The sequence below is a fragment of the Butyrivibrio sp. INlla18 genome, from assembly GCF_900103635.1.
Classification (GTDB): domain Bacteria; phylum Bacillota; class Clostridia; order Lachnospirales; family Lachnospiraceae; genus Butyrivibrio.
This window is the reverse complement of the sequence record NZ_FMXK01000017.1, coordinates 1-22,267: the sequence shown is the minus strand read 5'-3', so window position 1 is coordinate 22,267 and position 22,267 is coordinate 1. Positions and strand designations below refer to the sequence as shown.

Annotated in this window: 20 protein-coding genes; all 20 read left to right on the top strand. The window is 33.7% G+C overall.

Annotated features, from left to right (window positions below; all coding sequences use genetic code 11):
• The first annotated feature begins 121 nt into the window (after window positions 1–121).
• The 20 genes from BLS24_RS12235 to BLS24_RS12140 all read left to right on the top strand — a co-directional run bounded on the left by BLS24_RS12235 (window position 122) and on the right by BLS24_RS12140 (window position 22,251).
• The gene (locus BLS24_RS12235; RefSeq protein ID WP_091759553.1) at window positions 122–1,279 is read left to right on the top strand and encodes a DUF262 domain-containing protein; all 1,158 of its coding nucleotides are present in this window, start codon (window positions 122–124) and stop codon (window positions 1,277–1,279) included.
• Window positions 1,272–2,252 carry an AAA family ATPase gene (locus BLS24_RS12230; protein WP_091759551.1) on the top strand — a complete coding sequence of 327 codons (981 nt, stop codon included), beginning with the start codon at window positions 1,272–1,274 and terminating at the stop codon, window positions 2,250–2,252. The genes BLS24_RS12235 and BLS24_RS12230 overlap by 8 nt, the downstream gene beginning before the upstream one ends.
• A complete protein-coding gene (locus BLS24_RS12225) occupies window positions 2,245–3,120 on the top strand; it encodes a hypothetical protein (RefSeq protein WP_091759548.1) in 876 nt (291 codons plus the stop codon). Before BLS24_RS12230 ends, BLS24_RS12225 begins: the two co-directional genes overlap by 8 nt.
• 86 nt (window positions 3,121–3,206) lie before the next feature.
• Window positions 3,207–4,388, top strand: a complete 1,182-nt coding sequence (locus BLS24_RS12220; RefSeq protein ID WP_091759545.1) for an acyltransferase family protein — start codon at window positions 3,207–3,209, stop codon at window positions 4,386–4,388.
• 9 nt (window positions 4,389–4,397) lie between these two features.
• The gene (locus tag BLS24_RS12215; RefSeq protein ID WP_091759542.1) at window positions 4,398–6,101 is read left to right on the top strand and encodes a glycosyltransferase family protein; all 1,704 of its coding nucleotides are present in this window, start codon (window positions 4,398–4,400) and stop codon (window positions 6,099–6,101) included.
• Window positions 6,092–7,960, top strand: coding sequence for a hypothetical protein (locus BLS24_RS12210; protein ID WP_091759539.1), 1,869 nt, complete (start codon window positions 6,092–6,094; stop codon window positions 7,958–7,960). Before BLS24_RS12215 ends, BLS24_RS12210 begins: the two co-directional genes overlap by 10 nt.
• 13 nt (window positions 7,961–7,973) lie before the next feature.
• Window positions 7,974–8,627: an acylneuraminate cytidylyltransferase family protein gene (locus tag BLS24_RS12205; protein ID WP_091759536.1), complete on the top strand. Its 654-nt coding sequence runs from the start codon at window positions 7,974–7,976 to the stop codon at window positions 8,625–8,627.
• Window positions 8,624–9,652, top strand: a complete 1,029-nt coding sequence (locus BLS24_RS12200) for a beta/alpha barrel domain-containing protein (protein WP_091759534.1) — start codon at window positions 8,624–8,626, stop codon at window positions 9,650–9,652. The genes BLS24_RS12205 and BLS24_RS12200 overlap by 4 nt, the downstream gene beginning before the upstream one ends.
• Before the next feature lie 5 nt (window positions 9,653–9,657).
• Window positions 9,658–10,149 (top strand): KdsC family phosphatase, encoded by a 492-nt coding sequence (locus BLS24_RS12195; RefSeq protein WP_091759529.1) that lies wholly within the window; start codon window positions 9,658–9,660, stop codon window positions 10,147–10,149.
• Window positions 10,150–10,159: 10 nt separating this feature from the next.
• The gene (locus BLS24_RS12190; RefSeq protein WP_091759526.1) at window positions 10,160–10,690 is read left to right on the top strand and encodes a thiamine pyrophosphate-binding protein; all 531 of its coding nucleotides are present in this window, start codon (window positions 10,160–10,162) and stop codon (window positions 10,688–10,690) included.
• Window positions 10,644–11,765, top strand: coding sequence for a thiamine pyrophosphate-binding protein (locus BLS24_RS12185; protein ID WP_091759523.1), 1,122 nt, complete (start codon window positions 10,644–10,646; stop codon window positions 11,763–11,765). Before BLS24_RS12190 ends, BLS24_RS12185 begins: the two co-directional genes overlap by 47 nt.
• Before the next feature lie 59 nt (window positions 11,766–11,824).
• Window positions 11,825–13,612, top strand: coding sequence for an ABC transporter ATP-binding protein (locus tag BLS24_RS12180; RefSeq protein ID WP_091759520.1), 1,788 nt, complete (start codon window positions 11,825–11,827; stop codon window positions 13,610–13,612).
• A 52-nt stretch (window positions 13,613–13,664) separates the two neighbouring features.
• Complete coding sequence (locus BLS24_RS12175; RefSeq protein ID WP_091759517.1) at window positions 13,665–14,684, top strand: sulfotransferase; 1,020 nt, start codon at window positions 13,665–13,667, stop codon at window positions 14,682–14,684.
• 33 nt (window positions 14,685–14,717) lie between these two features.
• Window positions 14,718–15,902: a glycosyltransferase gene (locus tag BLS24_RS12170; RefSeq protein WP_091759514.1), complete on the top strand. Its 1,185-nt coding sequence runs from the start codon at window positions 14,718–14,720 to the stop codon at window positions 15,900–15,902.
• A 141-nt stretch (window positions 15,903–16,043) separates the two neighbouring features.
• Window positions 16,044–16,721: a YdcF family protein gene (locus BLS24_RS12165; RefSeq protein ID WP_176764436.1), complete on the top strand. Its 678-nt coding sequence runs from the start codon at window positions 16,044–16,046 to the stop codon at window positions 16,719–16,721.
• Between the two features lie 31 nt (window positions 16,722–16,752).
• Entirely contained in the window at window positions 16,753–18,588 is a 1,836-nt protein-coding gene (locus BLS24_RS12160) for a DUF6077 domain-containing protein (RefSeq protein ID WP_091759507.1), read from the top strand.
• 31 nt (window positions 18,589–18,619) lie between these two features.
• Window positions 18,620–19,333, top strand: coding sequence for a glycosyltransferase family 2 protein (locus tag BLS24_RS12155; RefSeq protein ID WP_176764435.1), 714 nt, complete (start codon window positions 18,620–18,622; stop codon window positions 19,331–19,333).
• Window positions 19,334–19,335: 2 nt separating this feature from the next.
• Window positions 19,336–19,719 (top strand): DUF2304 domain-containing protein, encoded by a 384-nt coding sequence (locus tag BLS24_RS12150; RefSeq protein WP_176764434.1) that lies wholly within the window; start codon window positions 19,336–19,338, stop codon window positions 19,717–19,719.
• A gap of 98 nt (window positions 19,720–19,817) precedes the next feature.
• Window positions 19,818–20,546 carry a hypothetical protein gene (locus tag BLS24_RS12145; protein ID WP_091759500.1) on the top strand — a complete coding sequence of 243 codons (729 nt, stop codon included), beginning with the start codon at window positions 19,818–19,820 and terminating at the stop codon, window positions 20,544–20,546.
• Window positions 20,547–20,631: 85 nt separating this feature from the next.
• Window positions 20,632–22,251 (top strand): IS1634 family transposase, encoded by a 1,620-nt coding sequence (locus tag BLS24_RS12140; RefSeq protein ID WP_091755420.1) that lies wholly within the window; start codon window positions 20,632–20,634, stop codon window positions 22,249–22,251.
• Window positions 22,252–22,267 lie beyond the last annotated feature (16 nt).

Sequence of the window (22,267 nt, the reverse complement as noted above, 5' to 3'; positions counted from 1 at the left end):
TCAATGAACGCACTAATAAATGGAATAGTTATATGTTTAACTAAATGATTAAATGCTGAGTAATTGCTTTTTTATGTTGTGAAATGGTTCACAAGTATAACGGATGGGAGACAAGAATAGAATGGATAATAATGTAGAAAAAAATATTCGTGAAGTCTTAGACGATGATGGAGTTGAAGACTACAATACGTTAAAGACAGATGCTGATGGAGAAACAGAGGAAAATTATCCTAATATTACAATCAAGATAGAACGCGAGCAGTACTCGGTTTTTGAGATGTTGAGAAAATATCATAATGATAAAATTTGTCTTGATCCATCATTTCAAAGAAATTTTGTTTGGACAAGAAGACAGATGTCGGAACTAATAGAATCAGTAGTTATGGGGATTCCCTTACCGCTTATATATCTCGCTGAGAATAGAGATGGAAAAATGATAGTAGTGGATGGTCGTCAGCGTCTTACAACTTTTGTCAAATTTCTTGATAATGAGTTTAAACTTGAAAAACTTAAAATATTAAATGAACTCAATGGAAAAAAATTTAAGGATATAGAAAATGAATATCCTAAATATGCAGCAACTATAGAAGATTACCAATTAATGATTCAAGTGATTAAGCATCCTACGCCTGATCGTATAAGATTCGATATCTTTGATAGAGTAAATCGTGGGGGGACACCATTAAATAAGCAGGAGATGCGAAATGCACTGTATCAAGGAAAAGCAACAATATTGCTTGATAATATTACAAAATTAGATAGTTTTAAGAATGCAACAGGAAGAGCTATATCTGACAGGCATATGAAAGATAAGTATATAGTTTTAAGAGCAATTGCGTTCTGTATGGTTAATGAAAAAAAATTGGTAGATTCAAATGGCACATTAGTAGATTACAGAAGTGATATGGATGATTTAATGGGGAAAGTGATGGATAGCCTTAATCATATGCAAGATAGTGAAATTGATTGGATTTTTGTCAAGTTTGATAGAGTTATGAAAGAAATTTATAGTTTATTAGGGGAAGATGCTTTTCGACTTAAGGGAAACAATGAAACTAGAAGGCCTATTAGTATGACTTTATTTGAGACATTATATTATTTGTTTTACCTCCTAGATGAAAAACAATATGATGTGAAAAGGTTAGTTAATAAAATAGATGAGTTGCTGTCTGATGCTACGTATTTATTTGCATTACAAAGATCTGTTGATAGCGCAACAAATGTAAAGGTACGATTTGATAAAGTAAAATGTGTGTATGAGGAAATAAGTAATGATTAATGAGCTGGAAATAAAAAATTTTAAATGTTTTGAAGACGCAAAGTTTGTATTTAAAAAATTAAATGTACTTACCGGTCCTAATTCATCTGGAAAGTCGACGGTTATTCAAGCTCTTCTTTCAGACAAGCAAGCTAAAAAATATGGTGAAACATATTTTCTAAATGGTAAATATATTAAATTAGGACAACTTTCAGATGTAAAAAATTGCTATACAAGGGGGGATGTATGTATTGATGCTACTTCTGATGGTGCTGAAGTAGAAGATAGAATAGTTTATCTATCCACTGAAAGGAAAGGACCAGATATTGATTATAAGCAGAATCTTGAAGATGAAACTGAAATAGGTGTTCATGGAGAATATGCATTTGATTTTTTAAGTAGAATGAGACTAGAAAAAATACGAGAAGATGCATTTATTTATGATAAAAATATGGGGGTTAATTTAGGAAATCAGGTTGACTATTGGTTATCATATCTATGTGGATATACTATCACAGCTGAGCGTATTGAAGGGACTACTACTGTAAAAGTATCTTATCGAACGGAAGACAATATTAAAGACTTTAAAGCTATACATGTAGGTACGGGAGTAACATATTTAGCAACGATAATAATAGCAGCATTGTCGTGTACAAAGAAGGATATGTTAATAATCGAAAATCCTGAATTATACTTGCACCCAGCAGCTCAGTCAAGATTTGTAGAATTTTTTGTATTTATGGCATCCAAAGGGTTACAAATATTGATAGAGACGCATAGCGATCATATATTTAATGGAATAAGAAAATCTTTGAAAACTAGTAAGATATATCCACAAGATATTGCCGTGTTTTTTTTAAAAAAAGAAGATGGAATATCTTATCCTATCATTATAAATTTTACTAAAGAAGGGATAGTTTTAAACCAAGAAAAAGGTCTATTTGATCAGTATGATGACGACTTGGACGTTTTATTAGGGTTTGAATATGAATAATCGAGATGCATATGTAAATGAACTCTCTTTGATGGGGCAATATGATGATATAGAGGAATTTCTGAGCCTAAATAAGGATTTTGTGTATGTTTTGAGTTCGTTAAAAAACAAAGGATACAATCTATTAAAAAAATATAATTTATATGAATATAGAATTACTTGTACTGACCCTTTTAGCGCACTTTTAAGATATAGAAGTAACAAGGGGAATGGGAACAATGATTTATTGAGAAAACTAAAAATAAATTTATTGGACATGTGTAATCATGAGCCGTTTTGGACGATTAGTGATAATGAAAAAGAATGCTGTTTGAATGATGAGAATGTTACCGGGTCTTCTGTAGCTAGGGCAACGATAAATAATGGTATACTATTATCTTTTTCCAAGTCTGGGCAATATGATAATAAGATGTTAGAAATATGTCTTGATAATGGAACAATTCAAAATCTTTATTCAATCAATTCACCAAGAATGTTAGCAGAAGAACTATTTAATCGTGGCGAAATAGATGGCGATGAGTATTTGAGGTTAAGGTATAGAAATACTAGACTTGATTTTTCAAAAATGCATCAGGAATATGGGACTGGAAGACTTGAAAAAAAAGAAATAGCGGACTTTATAAATAGTTTCGATAAATTTATCAGTTTTTTATCTTGGAATGAGATATTAGAAGATGATTCATTGCACTACAAGAAATATTCACCATCATCAGATAGGCACGATTGTTTTTTTAATACTGTATTTAAGGATAAAACAATATGTAAGTTTCGTTGTATAAATCCTAAAAGATGTTTTGGATATAGAGAAGGAGATGTGTTCTATGTTCTCAGATTGGAGAGAACGCATGAAATCAGTGACTTTGGATAGTATATTTTTTGTGTCGAGTAAAATCACTATAATTTGACTATTTATATTATTTATAAATAATTTGAATAAAAATTATTGCAGGTGTTATGGAAAATAAAAACCAAAATTGCTTAGTAAGACTAAAGATGAAAAAACAATATTTCAACGCACTACAAATACTTAGGGCAATAACCTTTTTATCTATATTTCTATCACATTGCTTGATAGTGGATGGAGCCTTTTCTAGATGGGGGGTGGCTGTATTTTTTGTTCTCAGTGGTTTTCTTAACGCAGTTCATGGATACGATAAAGAATTGGATTGTTCTTTGAAAGCGAGCTTTAATTATGGTATCAGGAAAATTAAGAAGCTGTTTCCACTACATGTTGTCATGGTTTTTGTGGCTTTTGGATTATATGTATTTAGTAACATTTCAGAGTTAATTGCGAAGTTTCCAACAAGTGCAATTGTTGCAGTGTTAAAACTCCTATCTAACATTTTTCTTGTTTCAGATTTGTTTCCTAGCGAAGGTATTACAAATGCTATATTTAGTGAATATAACATTGTTACCTGGTATTTATCTGCAATGCTGGTTTTCTATATTTTGACACCATTGCTATTAAAAGGAATCAAGGCATTATTCTCAGATAAAAGATCAACTAATATTACAATTAGAATGATATTATTCATGCTGATTATCTATGCATTAGTGATAATTGAAAATCTTCTGTTTGTGAAAACTCTTGGATCAGAGAGGGCATTCTGGTATGTGTATGAAAATCCATTATCTCGTATTGGAGATTATGTAATAGGGTTGATCTTAGGATGCCTGTATGCATATAAGATGAATCCTAGCAATAGTAGTGGCACAGCGGGAAATATAAAGAGTAAAGAGATAAAGGCATATGCTTTAACTACATTCTCAGCTCTTATATCTATTCTACTTTTGTACATTGGGATTGTAGTCTTTACTGATGCTCAGAAGTGGATGATTTCATCAGGTTTCTATTTCACAATTCCTGCTGCAGGACTTGTAATTGGCCTAGCATTTCTTGAGTCATTTATCAAAGAAAAAGTATGGGATAATGTTGCAATTAAGAAACTGATTCAGTTTGGCACTCTTTCTGCTTATACATATCTGATTCATGTGCCAGTAATAAATTTAGTTCACGCAATCTACAAAAGATTGGCTGTAGTTAATGTCTACATTTGGGGCGCGATATCTATGATTATAACTGTAGTTATTGCAATGGAAGTATATGAAAATAGCAAATCCAAGAAGGTGAAATAATACTTTATAATGACCAATAGATCTGTTATTGATGATAAAACTAAATATATTTCAATTGGCTTCATGATTCTTCTTTGCGTGCTCTATTGGATATGTGAACCAATAGGCGTTGATATGCCGTTTCACATGCTTAGAATAGGTGAGTTAGGAAAAGAGATTGCTAGAGATGGCACATTTCCTGTGTACATGTTTAAAGATGTGTATTATGGCTATGGTTATCCTATTCCGATTTTTTATTGTGCTACATTTCTCTATCCATTTGCATTATTAGTTAGTGTAGGTTTGAGTGAGATTGTAGCGTACAAGATAATGGTTGTTACATTACTTTGGGCAACATTTTTTTGTGCATATTTTTGTGCAAAGGCATGGTATAAAGACAAGGACTATAGCTTTGTGGCTGCATTTCTATATGCAGCACAACCCTATTTTTTAATGGATTTATTTGTTAAGGCTTCAATAGGAGAAGCCTTTGCTTTTCTTTTCATTCCACTTATTATTTTGGGATATTGTTTCATAATGAAAACTGATCAAAAGATAAAAGGAAGCATTATTCTTGCTTGTGGAATGGCTGGATTAGTATGTTCGCATGTAATCTCCACTGTTTTAGTAACTATTGCTTTGGCAATTTGGTTTATAGTGGATTTTATAAAAAACAGCCAAAAGATAAAAGTCTTGATAAGCATAGTACTATCAGCAATCTTATGTGCATGTATTAGTGCGGGGTACATATTGCCAATGCTAGAACAGCTGTTGAATGATAGATACTATGCGCAAACATCTGCAAAATTGTCATCAATTCCACAGAGCGTACTGGGGATATTTATCCCAATGCATGCAGCAAAAGCATTGTCAATGGTAACTGGTATTGATGTTCCAATGTCTGAGGTTGGAGGAGCGTTAATCCCAGTTGCATTAGTGTTCATATACTTGTTTGCAAAAGGAAAAATCAAAGACCTGAAAAGAACTGACAAGATATTGATTGCGATATATTGTGGGATTGTAGTTTCAATGACAGTAAGGTTTGTATGGATTCCTTTAGAATCAATATTTGGCTTTATGCAATTCACCTGGAGAATATATCTAATTGCAGCAGTTATTGGGACGGCTTTATTTATATTATTAACTCAGAGAGAATACAATTGTAAGTTCACAAGAGTTCAGGTGCTGATTACTATTTTTTCTGGAATATATGTACTTGCAGTATGTTTTGGATACTTTGGCGCCAAAAGACTTTCTAATGCCACAGTAAATCGGAGTACTATAGAATACAGTTCTGAAACAGGGGATATTTTATATATTTCTCAGAAGACTGATCCATATAGTATAAAAGATATGGAAAGAATCGTAACTTCTGATGACAATGTAGAATTCACATATGAGGTTAACGAAGTGTCAGAAGTGATTTCTATAAATATTGATAAGAATACTTCAGAAAAAGAAGCCCACTTTGAAGTGCCATTTCTGTTCTATAAAGGATATGAGGCATATTATAAAGACGATAATGAGAAACTAGAAATCAACCAAAGCAATAATGCATTGGTAGAAATAACGGTTCCTGCGGGTAATACCGGTGAAATAGAGGTGAAATACACAGGAACTAAGTTACAGAAATTTTCGTTATATTTCAGCACGATTACGATGTTAATAGTTGTCATTGCATATTATTTATTCTGTGTAAGGGATGTTAAGAGGAGAAATCTGAAATGGGAGTAATTGCTGCAGCAATAGTTGGCGGAGCTATAGCATGTAAATTCAATAAAAAAATAGAGGAAACCTTGGCCCTGGCAATGATCGTTTTGACAAGCATAATCTATGTCTTAGGGTTAAGTTTTTCTTTGCTTATCGGCGTTTATGTAGATGTCGCTTTAGTTGTGGCTTCAATAGTCTATTTGATAGTAACTTTAGTAAAGGATAAAACGAAAGCAAGCCAAGTATTTATTACTTGGGGAGCGTTGGCGTTTATCCTATATTTCTTTGTAATAGCACTGTATTCGTACAATAGAGGCTATGATCATCCAGATGATTTCTACTGCTGGGGATTGATGATAAAAGGCTTTTATGAATTTAAGGATATGTTCAGCGACCTATCAAGTGCAATTACGGCTGGACAACCACCATTCATGTGTCTGTGGGATTATTTTAATGTTGAATTATCTGACGGCTATTCTGAATTCATATGTTTTGTTTCACATAACATGTTTGTTATGTGCCTTGTATTGCCTTTCTTTGCACATATTAGTGAGAAATTAAATGCAAAGCGCTTTGTGGTAATGATGGCCATATTACCATGTTTGTTCGTGCTGTCAGGGTTAGAAGGCTTTAAAACTATTCTTATGGATGGAGCGCTTGCTGCATTTGTTATATTTATTATTTTGAATGTTATCAAATATGTTCAGACATCTGAAAAGTATTATTATATTGCGTCTCTATTTGCGGTAGCCTCTGTTTGTCTTGTCAAGAGGATGGGCGTAGTGTTTGCTGCGTTAAGTATATTGATTGCAACAATAACGTTGCTTGAAAAGAAGAATAAGCCATATTTTGAAATTGTAGGATATGTAATTACAGCTACATTATCGACATATTCATGGATTAAGATTGATTATTATGCTAAGCTGCCGGTAGCATGTGTGCTTGTTGCTATATTTATCGTGGCTTTGATAAAAATTGGCAAGAGATTACCATCTAAGATACGAGATTTATACATTGCAGCAATGGCATTTGGCGGGGCGATTGTTATATATATAGGTTCTATGATTAAATTTCGAGGAAATGGCTATGCATTCATCGTACTTGCTAGATTTATGGAAAGCTTTTGCTCTTTTTCATTTGAAGATGGATATATTAAACTATCGTATGGTTTATACTTGTTATTTGGAATATTGCTTGTGCTGATATTGCATAGCAAAGTGAAAGACAGTGCCCTTAAGTATGTAGGAATAGGCGTCATTTTTAGCATGATCATCTATGCTTTGATTATGTTAAGCATTCATGTTAGTACAATTGGTCCGGGAAATAATTATAAAGAGAGTTTAATTGAGAGATACATGATTCCATGGCAAATAGTAGTGGTATTTATGTTGATATATTCATTAGCAAGGTATTATGACAAACTAAATCTCATGACTATGATTTCAGCACTAATAGTGGTACTTTTAATTTCTGATTCCGGAACAATGTTATGGGGATTTTATTTCAAAAGACATACAGAAGACTATGCTGCTGTTACTAATAGTAACGTGGCATTAAATTCTGATGATATGATATATTACATTGATGAAGAGTATACCTATGGATACGCTAACAGAGAATTTTATTACTGCGTATTTCCGGCAAAAACTAATTTCATTTACAATGTGATTGGTGGTGAGGATTTAGGTAGAATTGAACTGACGTGTGAAGAATTCTCGGATAAACTGTATGAAACATATGACTATGTATATATTCAATCTTATAGTGAAGATTTCATAGATAGATATGGAAAATTGTTTGATAACGTAGACAACATAAGTGAAAAATCCTTATATGAAATAAATAGAGAAAACAATAGTATAAAACTAAGTAAAATCAATTAACGAGGATAATATAATGAAAACAGTAGCACTTATTCCAATAAAATTAGGAAGCACACGAGTTCCTGGGAAGAATATTAAGCCATTTTTTGATGGCACTCCACTGATGCATTTTATTCAGAAAACATGTCTTGAATGCAAGGGGATAGATGAGGTATATGTTTATTGTTCAGATGATGCGGTAAAAGATTATGTTCTTCCAGGAGTTAAGTATCTAAAAAGACCAGCTTTTTTGGATGGTGATGACAAAAACGCAAATGACATTATTTCTGAATTTATGAAGGAAGTTGATGCGGATATATATGTTAATACACATACTACATCACCATTTGCTAAGGTTGAAACAATTCAGAATTGCGTGGATAAAGTTAAAAGTGGAGAGTATGATAGTGCTTTTTGTGCGGAGTCTATTAGAACATTTATGTGGAGAGAGGGAACACCTATAAACTTCGACCCTGATCATTTCCCAAGAACGCAGGATTTGCCACAGATATTTGGAGAAACTTGTATTGCATATGTATTTCCAAAGGAAACTTTCAAGAAATATAATAGACGAGTTGGAATTAAGCCATATATTCAGGAAGTAGGAAAAATAGAGGCTATCGATATAGATTATCCAGAAGATTTTGAAATAGCCAACGCGATTTATAAGGAGGTAATCTGTAAATGAGCGTTAGAATTACAGATTGTACTATAAGAGATGGTGGATATCTCCTTAACAAGAATTCTGATCCGGAATTTGTTAAGGGAGTTATGAAAGGTCTGGCAGATGCAGGAATTGACTTTGTAGAGACAGGATTTCTTCAGACAAATGTTACTGGAGAGTCGTTGGTCTATGCCAATTCTGTAGACGCAAGAAAATATATTCCAGAAGATAAAAAAAGAACTGAATTTCTAGGGTTCTGTGATAATAGCAGATATTCTGCAGAAAACTTAGATGACTATGATGGTAATTCATTTAAGTGGTTGAGAATTTCTTTTGCCAAGCATGAGATTGACGATTCGTTGGATTTTTGCAAAAAAGCACAAGACAAGGGATATAATGTTCAATTTAATCCAATGGATGCTATCAGTTACACTGATAAAGAGAGAGAAGAACTTATTGAAAAAGTCAATGAAGTAAAGCCAGGATCAATGTCTATAGTTGATACCTTTGGCGCAATGTATTTAGAAGATCTTATTCATATATTTAAACAGATGGATGGGCTTCTTGATAAGAGTATATGCATTGGACTTCATTCGCATGATAATCTTGGACTTTCATGTGCATTGGCAGAGACAATGGTTATTTTGGCAGCAGAAAGTGATAGAGATGTTATCGTAGATGGCTCTCTTTATGGTATGGGAAGAGGTGCAGGTAATGCTTCAACAGAGCTCTTGGCAAGCTATTTAAATAAGAATTATGGCGCAAATTATAATATTCCAGCGCTGTTAGATACTATTGAGAAATATATTCTTCCACTAAAGAGGAACAATGTGGTATGGGGATATGACCTGCCAATGTTTATTTGCGGAACAGAGCATGCACATGTGGACAATGTTTATCACCTTCAGAAGCAGGGCTGTGAAATTAAAGATATGTATCATGTAATTGGTCAGATGGAACCTCAGCAGAGAACAAGGTATGGAAAAGGTTATTCTAAGACCGATTTTTCTGTGTTAGATAAAGCTTATGAAGATTACAAAAATAGGTAATAAGCATGAATAGAGTAAAATTGATAATAATAGATGTAGATGGTACACTTACAGATGGAAAAATTTACATGGGTAATGATGGAGAAGTTATGAAAGCATTTGATATAAAAGATGGGTATGCTTTCTATAAGCTTCTGCCAGATAATGATATTATTCCAGTTATCATCACAGGAAGGCAGTCTGCAATTGTCGAAAATAGGTGCAAAGAGCTTGGCATAACCGAAATTTATCAGGGATGTACTGATAAAAAGGCAAAGATGCTTGAGCTTGCTAGACAAACGGGACTTGAAATAAGTAGTGATGGTAAAATAATGGGGTGTGCTTACATCGGAGATGATATTCTGGATATCCCAGGTATGGAAATATCTGAAGTAGTAGGATGCCCTTCAGATGCGGTTGATGAAGTTAAAAATATAGCGGACTATGTATGCGTCAAAAATGGTGGAAATGGTGCATTCAGAGAGTTTGTTGAGTGGCTCATCAAAGAGAATATATAGGAGTTTTTTCATGAATTGTTCTGAGTATCTTGTTGATTTTTTGATACAAAAAGGAATAACAGATGTGTTCGGCTATGCAGGAGGCTACATTGTACCATTTATGGATGCTCTTCATAGCAGAAAAGAGATAAATGTTCATGTATGTTATAATGAACAAGGATGCGCGTTTGCTGCCAATGGATATGCTAGAGCTAGTGGCAAATTGGGAGTGTATTTTACGACATCTGGACCTGGTGCAGTTAATGCACTTGGTGGTTTAGCAGATGCTTGGTTTGATAGTATTCCACTTATGGGAATATGCGGTAATATTCCGACTAATGAGCAGAAAGGATACTCTGGCATCAGACAAAATGGTTTTCAGGAGATGGATATAGTGTCAGTTACTAGATCTATAACAAAGTATTCGGTAACACCTAATGATGCCGCTAAGTTTCCTGAGATTGTATCTAGAGCTTATAACATTGCTACTATTGGCAGAAAAGGGGGAGTAATCATTGATTTTCCATTCAACATCCAAAAAGCCGATATTGATTGCAGGTAACGGCGTACATTCTGCCGGAGCAGAGAAGATATTGCTAGAATTTGCAGAAAAGACTAACATACCAGTACTTACAACTATGAATGCTGTAGATTTAATCCAAGCTGATGATAAGCTTGGATTTATTGGCGTTTATGGGAATAGAGTTGCCAACATGATAGTTAATGCATCTGATTTGGTTATTAGTATTGGCGCGAGATTGGGACTTCGCCAAATTGGAAATATAAAAGAGTATTTTGCTCCTAATGCAAAGCTGATCAGAGTAGATATAGATGAGTATGAGCTATCTAGAACTATAAAAGAAGACGAAGAAAAATATCTAGAGGATGCAAAGGAATTTTTAACTAGGCTTATGGCTGAAGATATTTCTGACTACTCTGACTGGAAGAATAAGTGTTATGAAGCAAAAAGCATTTTATCAGAGTATGATAGAGAACCTGGTAATCTGTGTATGGAAAAGATATCTGAACTTCTGCCTGAAGATGCCAAAGTTGCAGTTGATGTAGGACAAACTTTATGCTGGGCAGCGCAGTCTTTAACTTTAAAAGGAAAAGATGGAAGGTTATTTATTGGTGGAAGTTATGGATCTATGGGCTGTGGTCTACCTATGGCTATTGGAGCGTCTATTTCAGATAACAAAAAGAGTGTGTTTTGCGTAACTGGTGACGGCGGTCTACAGATGAATATTCAAGAATTACAGGCTGTAGTAACAGAGAAGTTACCAATAAAGATATTGGTAATTAACAATCATGTTCTTGGTAAGATAAGCGAAATACAAGAGAAATCCTATGGTTCAAGATTTGCTCAGACTACAGAAGGTAGTGGCTATGGAGTTCCTGATTTTGTTAAAGTTGCTGAGGCATACGGAATAAAGGCAACTAATGCTGATGGATATCGAGAGCTAGATAAATATAAAGATTGGTTTACAGATGATGATGCTTGTCTCATATCTATCGAGATTCCGAGTGATAGCAAGCTGATACCTAAAGTTAACTGGAATTCTAATGAGATTTTACCTGCTATAGATGATGTTGTTGAACAAAAAGTCAAAAGGATGCTTGGAGACGAGATTGAGTAAGGGTAAAGCTTTTGATGAAGCTTAACTGGGAAAGACGATTTTAATATAAGGAAGTTGTAATGAAAAAAATTAAAGCTATCAATGCGATGTTGCATAAAGTATTGTTTATTTTGACTACTAAGCAAAAAGTACTAGGGGTATTGCTGATTTTTGTTACGCTCTTTTCAGCTGCTATGCAGACCTTGGGTGTAGCAATTATAAGTCCTTTAGTTAGCTTAATGTCGTCTTCGGAGATGTTTCTAAAAAGTAGAACAGCTTCGTATATAATAAATTTTTTTAAAGTTGATGATGCAAAAGGCCTTTTTGTGGTGGTTTGCACATTGGCGATTGTATTGTATTTTTTTAAAGAATTGGTAAGTATTTTTCATGCTTGGTTTAATATCAAATTTACTTTAAAAGTTGAAAGAGAGTTAGCAATAAGAGTCTTTACGAGCTATATTTGGCGAGATTATGATTTTTTTGCTAATTATGGAACGGCAAAAATACTTAGAGATGTACGCCAGGATACTACAGAGGTAAATAATTTACTAAGATGTTTTGTTAATCTATTGGTTGAATGTATTACGGTGCTTTTCATCTTACTGTACATTTTACTTATGGATTGGCATATAGCTTTATGCATTGGCTTTCTTTCCGTGGTATGTGCATTTTTGTCATTTAATGTTTTTAAAAAGTGGATGAAAGAAAGTGGCATAAGAGGCAGAAAGGAGTATGCAAATACTCAGAAAATACTACTGGAGGCTGTTGAAGGTATAAAAGAAGTTCAAGTTATGGATAAGCAGAACTTTTTTTTGAATACTTTTAGTAAACAAATGACAAATCAACAGATACCGAGAGCTTATGAGGCAATATCTGCATATATACCGTCTTTTGCGATAGAAGGTATTTTCGTAATAGGAATGATGTTATATATGATTTACGGAGTTATGTTTACTGAGGGATTTTTTAAATTATTGCCAATAATGGCATCTGCTTTAGTAGGAGCTATAAGGTTATTGCCTTCGCTTGGAAAAATATCATCTTCGTTAAATTATATTCCGTTTTATATGCCTGCATTGGAATCAGTATATGGGAATGTGAAAAAAATTAGTGAGTATGAGGCGTCAGTAGCTTTAGATAGCGATGAAAAGCCAAATGACGATAGTGAATGTATTTTGAATAATGAACTGAAGCTTGAAGAAATATGTTGGAGTTATCCTAAAGCGGAAAAAAGAGTCTTAGATGGCCTTAATATGTATGTTAAGAAAGGGGAATCGATTGGCATAATAGGGCATTCGGGATCTGGCAAATCGACTTTGGCTGACATTATTTTAGGATTGCATAGACCTCAACAAGGAACTATATATGTTGACGATTCTTCTTATGTACAAGTTCCTAAAAACTATAAAAAACTAGTTGGATATGTATCTCAAAATATATATTTATTTGATGGAACTATACGTGAGAATATTGCTTTTGGAGTTGAGCCAAATGAAATAGATGATAATGAAATTCATGAAGTTCTCAAGCAAGCGCAACTAGAGGATTTTGTTAATGAATTAAAAGATGGTTTGGATACTGTAATAGGAGAACGGGGTGTAAAGATATCCGGTGGGCAACGCCAGAGATTGGCTATAGCACGAGCTTTGTATAGAAAACCTCAAGTATTAATATTGGATGAGGCAACGTCAGCTTTAGACAATGAAACAGAAAGTACTTTGATGAAAGAAATAGAGGCTTTGTATGGAAAAATGACTATGATTATTATTGCTCATAGACTATCAACAGTAAAGAAGTGTAATAGGATATATGAGATAAGAGATGGTAAAGCATATGAAAAGCGTTGGGAAGATATAGAAGCCAAATAGAATTATAAAATATGAAAGGTAAGAATGATTATATAATCATGTGTAAGAAAATATGAAAATTGTTTCATCTGCAGGTTTTGGTTTCACTGGATCCACAGCAATTACGGATTTGTTAAGTGAGTATGAAGATATATATACATATAGTATTCCTTCTTATGAGTTGAGCTTTTTCAATACATCTCATGGAATACTAAATTTGTATAATAATATGGTGAATAATCGTATACCAGATTTGATGCACTATGCAGGAAAAGATTATTTGGAACAGTGTAAGACCTGGGCAAATTACGGTACTATTGCTAATCATGAGTCCTTTTTTTGCGGTAAATTCATGGAATACTCTGAAGAATATATTACTGAATTGGGAAAGAACAAGTATTATTGTAATCATACTTGGAAGCACAATAGTGAATTACAGAGAGTAATATATAGAATAATAAATAAAATATATCATGTTAGTAAATCGCTATCAGTGAAGAATAGTTATGGGGAACAAAATATTGAGCCATTAACTACCTTCTCAAAACTTGAGAAGAACTATTTATATGATGTTAATGAAGAAGAGTTTACCAAAATAACCAAGGACTACTTTGGTAAATTGTTTGAGGCTATAACTGATAAACAGTTGATAAATGTCCATAGCTTGATACCAATACAAATGATTGATGAGTGCACAAAATATTTTGAGAATATTTGTATTATAGCTATAGATAGAGATCCAAGAGATATATATTTAACTGCTAAGCATAAGTGGAAGACTTTGGATTATCCAATAGATGATGTGCATTTTTACTGTGATTACTATAAATGGCTTCGTTCTGCAATTAGGGAAACAAAAACACCTGTGCTGAGATTGCAATTTGAAGATTTGGTTTACAAGTATGATGAAACAGTAAATAAAATAGAAAGATTCTTAGATATTGATTCTGAGAAACATGTGTTAAAAAAGACAAAATTTGTGCCAGAATTATCAGCGAATAACTGTAATCTAAAAGATAAATATCCAGAAGAAAGCAATAACATAAAAGTGATAGAAAAAGAATTGGGAAAATGGCTATACGATTTTTCTTAAAGATGAATTCGGAAGGAATTATTAAAAGATAAAATGAAAAGCAGGAAAATAATAGATTTTTCCAAAAAAGTTATGATGTTGGTAGGAATTAATCCAACAGTTTTTAAAGGGAAAGTTAATGGCTTTTTGGGACGAAATGTTATAACTAACTATTTTGATACGAAGTATGAAAAAAAAGCATTAATATCCTACATCATAGTTCCATTTCAGAATCATCAAAATGATAATGTGCATCAGAATTTTTGGCAGGCCAGAGAAATGGCTAGAATTGTATCAAATAAAGGCTATGATGTTGATATCATACCGTATTATGACCCATACGTACATTTGAAGAAAAAATATGATTTGGTTATTGCGCAGTTTCCTAAAGATGTAGACTGTTTTTCAAACAATATCAAGGAAAATGCAATTAAAATAGCATATTTAACAACATCAAGTCCTGAGTTTAACAATGCAGCTGAGCTTTCACGAATTGATCAAATGGAAAAAAGGAGAGGGGTCAGGTTAGAACCTCTGCGTCAGATTCCTGAATTGACGGATGATTTTTATTCGTATGATGCATTCTTTGTTATGGGGAATGAAACAACTCTTTCGACATATAAAGGAATCAATAAAAATTGTTTCCTAATTAAAAATCATACGAATGCCATAGATTGTTCTATCGATGTAAATAAGAAAAAAAGTAATAATTTTATGTTTATAGGAAGTGTAGGACAAGTACATAAAGGCTTGGATATATTATTAGAAATTTTTTCAGAAGAGGGATTTCCATGTAATTTGTACGTATTAGGAGCTTATAAAAATGAAAGAGAGTTTTATGAGTTTTATGACATCGAATTGAATTATACAAAAAATATTTTCTCTGAAGGATTTGTAGATATTTCAAGTTCGAAGTTTAAAGAACTATCAGAAAAATGTTCTTATATGATTATGCCTTCCTGTTCTGAAGGTATGGCTGGATCAGTTTTGGATGCTATGGCGGGCGGTGTTATTCCAATAGTATCTAAGAATTGCGGATATGATGAGGAAGATGGAGCTGTTATTCTAGATAACTGTGATGCCGAAACAATTAGATCGTTCATAATTTCTTACAGTAAAAAACCGTTAGATTGGATCATTGAAAAGTGTCAGAAAGAAGTGGAAATTGCTAGAGTAAAGTATAGTAGAGAACAATATACAAAATCACTTGAGGAAGCTTTTGACTTTCTTAAATTATAAGATTGAGTCTTGGTATTTAAGAGAATGATGGAAACAAATCACAAAGTCTATTTTCATATAATTATTATTTGCTCAGTACTGCTTTATTTATTGTATGGATATTTGATGGGATATGAGCTGTCAAGAAGCTTGTGGGGGTTTTTGTTACTAGTAGCTGGAGAAATAATTTGTACACTTATTATTCTATTAGAAAAGGGAATAAAACGTAAATTATTTAAGAAAATAGTATTGTTTATTGAGGCATTGGTATTATCTGTGCTGGTATTAACTTCATGCTTATATATGTTTTTGCTTTTTTATCTTAATGAGAGACAGGAGCTGTTTGAAGAGCAAATATCTAGTTCAAGATGCAAAGTAGAGTATGTTGTTATATTAGGAAGCCAATTGAAACATGGAAAAATGGATAATCACTTGGTGGATAGATTAGATTACTTTTGCAAGCTGGAAAAGAATCATGAATTGGAAGGCAAATATATAATCCTATCAGGTGGAGCTACTGAAGATGGTTGCAGCATTACTGAATCACAGCTAATGGCGGAGTATTTAATTGAAGAGGGAATTAAGCCTGAAAAAATACTATCGGAATCCAAGTCTACAACAACATATGAAAACATTCAAAATGTTAGTGAATATTGCAAAGATAATAAAAGTGTTATTATTTCTAGTGAGTATCATTTGCCAAGAATATGGTTAATTACAAAAAAATTTAATCTAAATGATTGTGTTTTATTGGGAACTGAGAGAAAAAAACGGGGGAATTCTTATCATTACTTTGAAGAGATATTCGGAATAATTGCTTATTTTTTAAATATTCGTTGATAGAAACGGTTTGTAGTTAGGGAGAATAGATGTGTTAAACGTTGCATGGGTTGATTATGTAAAAATAATAGTAGCGTGGGCTATGTGCTTGATTTGCATGTTAAGTGTGGGAACATTATTAACTAAAGTTTTACATTTAAATCAATTACCGCATCTAAATATTATTTGGGGAACAGTGGCAATCTTAGCATATGCTGAGGTGATTTATCTTATTTGTTTGACATTTGGACTATCATTTGAAGTCTTTCTGTATACATTGACTGGAAGCGTCTTTTTATTGACAATTTGTTCAATGATTATCTCGGTTTATAGGCACAAAATACTTCATTTGTTTTTTAAGTTGGAAAAATCTTATGTTTTAGCATATTTAATGTTGGCCGTTCTTTGCATAAGTTCAATTATGCTTAAATGGGGTAACTCTGGAGATGATGAGTTTTATCTTGGGAAAGCATCAGAGATCATATTTAGTCGGAATATTAATCCTGTACAACCAGCTGCTGCGGGCGGATTGCTAGAAGCTGGTAATTTTCCAAGAGCAGATGCTAGTAGTATGATTGTTGTATTTGCTTGCATTTCTAAAATATTATCCATTCATCCTGTTATTGTGGCTAGAACAGTAATTCCGCCTTTAATAATGATTATTGGTTATTGTGTAATTAAAGAAATGGCCTGCAGTATTTTTGATGATCCTAAACAGCAGCGGAATGTCTTTGTTATTTCATTGGCTATTTTACTTTGCTTAAAGAATGATTCAGCTTACCAAGTAGAAACATTTTTCATTAAGTATCCATGGTATGGCATTGTGATAATGACAATTTGGGTATATTTGTTTATTTCTCAAATTGCAAAATTATATAGTGATGATGAACTGGCAAAAAAAGGTTATTTTTGGATCAGAATAACGCTTATCAATTTAGCTATCTTGCAGTGTGAAATAGTTGCTCCATTTATAATATTGTGTATGTTTATAATATATGGAATTCCTTTTTGGATTTCAAACAAGAGAATGCTAATGCCTTCGTTAAAAGGGGCTTTTATTTCACTGATACCCGTTTTGGTTTGTGGCGTCTATATATTAAAAGTGTACTATGGTAATACTGTACTGGTGGGGAGTGAAATTAACAGGAGTTGGAAAGAGATTGTTTATGGATATTTTCTCTATGGAAGAAAGTTTATAACATTTTATTTTTTGCTGCTGATATTGTCGTTAATATTTTTTACGGTTAGGGGAAAAGGAAAGAAACGATATTTATTTGTATATCCGTCAGTTATTTTAGCGATTACTTTCGCAAATCCAATACTATTTGATTTTGTTTCTAATTACATAACATCTAAAGACGCATATTACAGACTTTTTTTTGTTATTCCTGTATTTTTTATTGTAGCTAGCTTTACTACTACTATAATGATGACTAAGAACAAAGTTGTTGAAGGCTTGTTTACATTTGTAATAGTTATAGTTATAAGTATTAGTACATTTAGGCTATTTTCATCTGAGCGAACAACAAATCTTTATAAAGAAGATGAAGAAAGCTTGCAGTTTATTTGTGATTTGCGTCAAGAATATCCAAAAGAAGAATTACTGATTGTGCCTTGTGTAGATTCTGAAAAGATACATATATATGACTATAATATAAAGTATGTTTGTAGCCGTTATTCTAGCTCGGAAACAATTGCTGGAACGGAGTATACGTATTTATCATTATATAACGCGGCGTGTAATAAAGATTTAAATGCATTGGAAACCCTGAAAAGATTAGGGGCAGATTGTGTTATTTATGATGAAAAAGCAGATTTGACTTTGCTACAGGATAAATATAGTCAAAAGAAAATTGATGCATATAAAATAGTATTTCTCAATGATTAAGTATTTCCTAATTTAGGGAGGAGTATTATATATGGAAAAGAAAATTAAGACTTTAGTGATAATACCAGCGTATAACGAAAGTGAATGCATAGAACGAGTGGTTGACAATCTACGGAAAAATTACAGTGAATATGATTATATTGTAGTGGATGATGCCTCTACCGATGGTACACGAGCTGTCTTAGATAAAATAAAAGCTAATTATGTATCATTACCAGTTAATTTAGGAATAGGTGGGGCAGTTCAAACAGGGTATAGGTATGCATTAGAGAATGGATATGATATAGCGATACAGATGGATGGTGATGGGCAGCATGATCCTAATTATTTGCATGCGTTAGTTGAACCACTGAATGAGAATGAAGCAGATATTGCGATTGGATCAAGGTTTATTACGAAAGAAGGATTTCAATCTAGCAGGAGCAGACGACTTGGAATAAAAATATTAAGCGATTTATTGTTCGTTTTGCTGCATAAAAGGTACTATGATGTAACAAGTGGTTATAGAGCGGTAAACAAAAAATTCATTTCTTTGTTTTCTTTTGATTATCCACAGGATTACCCAGAACCAGAAGCAATTATGATAAGTAGTAGGAATAATGCAGTCATAAAGGAAATTCCGGTGATTATGCGCGAGAGGGATACCGGAGAAAGTTCCATTAACCTAAAAAAATCGATGTATTATATGTGCAAAGTTAGTCTTGCTATCGTTATATCATTTTTTCAGAGAGTAAAAGGGGAATAAAATTGATTACTAGAAGATTTCAATTTATTATTATCTTTTTTTGTGTTTGTTTTTTTGTAGTTATTTTCAGGCTGTTGAGAAAAAAGGAATTACTACTTAAATACACTTTAGTATGGCTTTTTATGGGCGTGGTCCTGACAGTATTTGCGATTTTTCCAAATCTTGTTGGGAAAATGGCTAATGCTATTGGCATATATTTAGATGTGAATTTTTTATTTTTTATGTTGATTGGTCTACTTATGTGTGTGGTAATTTCATTGACGATAATTGTTTCGCGCATGAATTTGAGAAATAAGAGGCTTACTCAAGCGTTGGCACTTATGGAACGCCGGTTGAGAGAATTAGAAAAAGAATCAAGAAAAGAGATAAGAGATGGTAAAAAATAAAGAGGGCAAAATAATATTTGGTTCGAAAATTCGCATTTTCTTAGCTATGGGAATAGTATTATTTTGCCTGATGGGTATCCCGATTTCTCTTAGAGGAAATGAATCATATATATAATCAAGCTCAGAATAATGAGATTCAAGTTGATAAGAATATTATTCAGCAAAAAGTGTTGGGCAATGATAGAAAATTAAAAAAAATCGTTTTACCTATATCTCGTTGCAATATTTCAGATTCTTCAAAAATAGCAGTGACATTATATCAAGGAAATGATAGCGAGAGTAGAGTAAAACTAGTGGAAACTAGTGCAAGTATACTAGATGATAAAATGATAGTTGATATTCCAAATGTGTTTTTGAGATGGAATAGGGATTATAGTGTTGTTATAGATGGAACCAGATTAGCAAAAAATGATTATTTGTTTCTTAATTCTGGAGCTGAAAATGATGTAGCCTATACGCTATGTTTTGCGCCTGTCTCAGGAAATACTCTTTTCTTATGGAAAATGATAATGTTCATTTTTCCGTTTGCCATTGCTATTTCAATCATTCTACATGTAGATTTTTGGAGAGCGTTAGCAGTAAGCACAGCTATAGATTGTTTTCTTCTTTATGCGATTGGTTTAGCTGATTGCTTCTCTTTGATAATTCCAATATTCATATTAGTTTCTAGTTTGTCAATTATGTTTATTATTTTTATGGTGTTAAAAAATTCTAAAGAGAAACTAGAAATAGAATGGGGGTATATTTTTGAAACACTTACTTTCATAACCTGGATTCTCGGAAACGTGACGATGAAAACCTCGTCACAGATTTCTGAAATCCGCTAAAATACTGAATTTATTGCTATTTCTCTCTTGATTTTTGCATCGTCATGTTTTATAATATTTATAGAAAACATGACGAGGTGGGGCGATGGCAATCATTACACAAACTGACAAAAGATCCGGTATTACCTACGCTTACGAGACAACCTATTACTGGGACAAGGAGAAACAGCAGTCGAGGTCCAAGCGTGTCTGCATTGGAAAGGTTGACCCAGTCTCTGGGGAGATAATCCCTACCAGAGGACGCGCAAAGAAAGGCGAGTCCAAGACTCCTAAAGCTTTGCCTGCCAGAACAGGCCCGGTCACATATACTGAGACAAAGCACCTTTATTTTGGCGCCACATATCTTCTGGAGCAGTTTGCTGATCAGATAGGACTTACAGCTGATCTTAAGCAGTGCTTTCCGGATATGTACAAAAAGCTTTTGTCAGTAGCTTTTTACCTTGTACTTGAGGATAACAATCCTCTATACAGGTTTGAAAAATGGAATCTTACCCATAAGCATCCTTATGGACAAGATATAGCTTCACCCAGAAGCAGTGAGATGTTCGCATCCATCACTGATGATCAGATAGCCAAGTTCTTGCGGTTACAGGCCAAGAGACGTGTCGAGGATGAGTACTGGGCTTATGACAGCTCCAGCTTCTCAAGCTACTCAGAAACTCTTAAGCAGGCTCAGTGGGGCAAGAACAAGGAAAACGACAGGCTTCCTCAGATAAATCTCCTTCTTGTGTTCGGAGAGAAATCCGGTCTTCCGTTCTATTACCGCAAGCTTGCCGGCAACATCCCTGATTCAAAGACGGTCAAGCACCTTCTTGAGGATCTGGATATCCTGGGCTTTGGCAAGACCAAGTTTGTCATGGACAGAGGCTTTTACTCTGAGGACAACATCAATGGTCTGTACAGGGAGCACGTTAAATTCCTTGTAGGAGTAAAGCTCTCCCTTAAGTTCATCAAGAAGAATCTTGATGATGTATATGATGATATCCGTATGTTCAACAACTTCGACGAAGGCCTTAATACTTATGGACTTACAGTCAGCGCTGAGTGGAATTATACTCAGGACAGGCCATACAAGGGCGACACCCTCGAAGAGAAACGCCGGATCTACATCCACTATTTCTACAGCATCGAAAGAGGTGCTGATGAAGAGCAGGCTTTTGACAAGCGTATCATGGACTACTGCAATGAGCTTCTTTCTGGCAAACCGGTTGAGGATCACAAGAAAGCTTACGCCCGTTTCTTTGAAGTAAAGGATACCCCTGTCCGAGGAAGGCAGGTCTACTACAAAGAAGATGAGATCAAAGCTGCTCGCAAGCACATAGGATACTTTGCCATCATCACCAACGAGAAGATGGACGCATTCACCGCCCTTCATCTATACAGAATGAAGGATGTCGTAGAGAAAGCGTTTGGCAATCTCAAGGAAAGACTCAATATGAGAAGGCTTCTCGCCAAGTCCGAGAAGAATCTCGATGGCAAAATATTCAACGAGTTTATAGCACTAATTCTGATTTCCCACCTTGATCACAAGATGAAGGAAACAGATTTATATAAAACTTACACAATGCAACAGCTGCTTGATAAGCTTGATGTCCTTGAGTGTTATGAGGACGAAAAGCGTGCGCTCAGGATTGGTGAGCTTCTGGACAAGCAGGCAGATATTTACAGGACTCTCGGAGTGGCATTGCCAACCTCGTCATGTTAATCCGAGAATCCAGGTT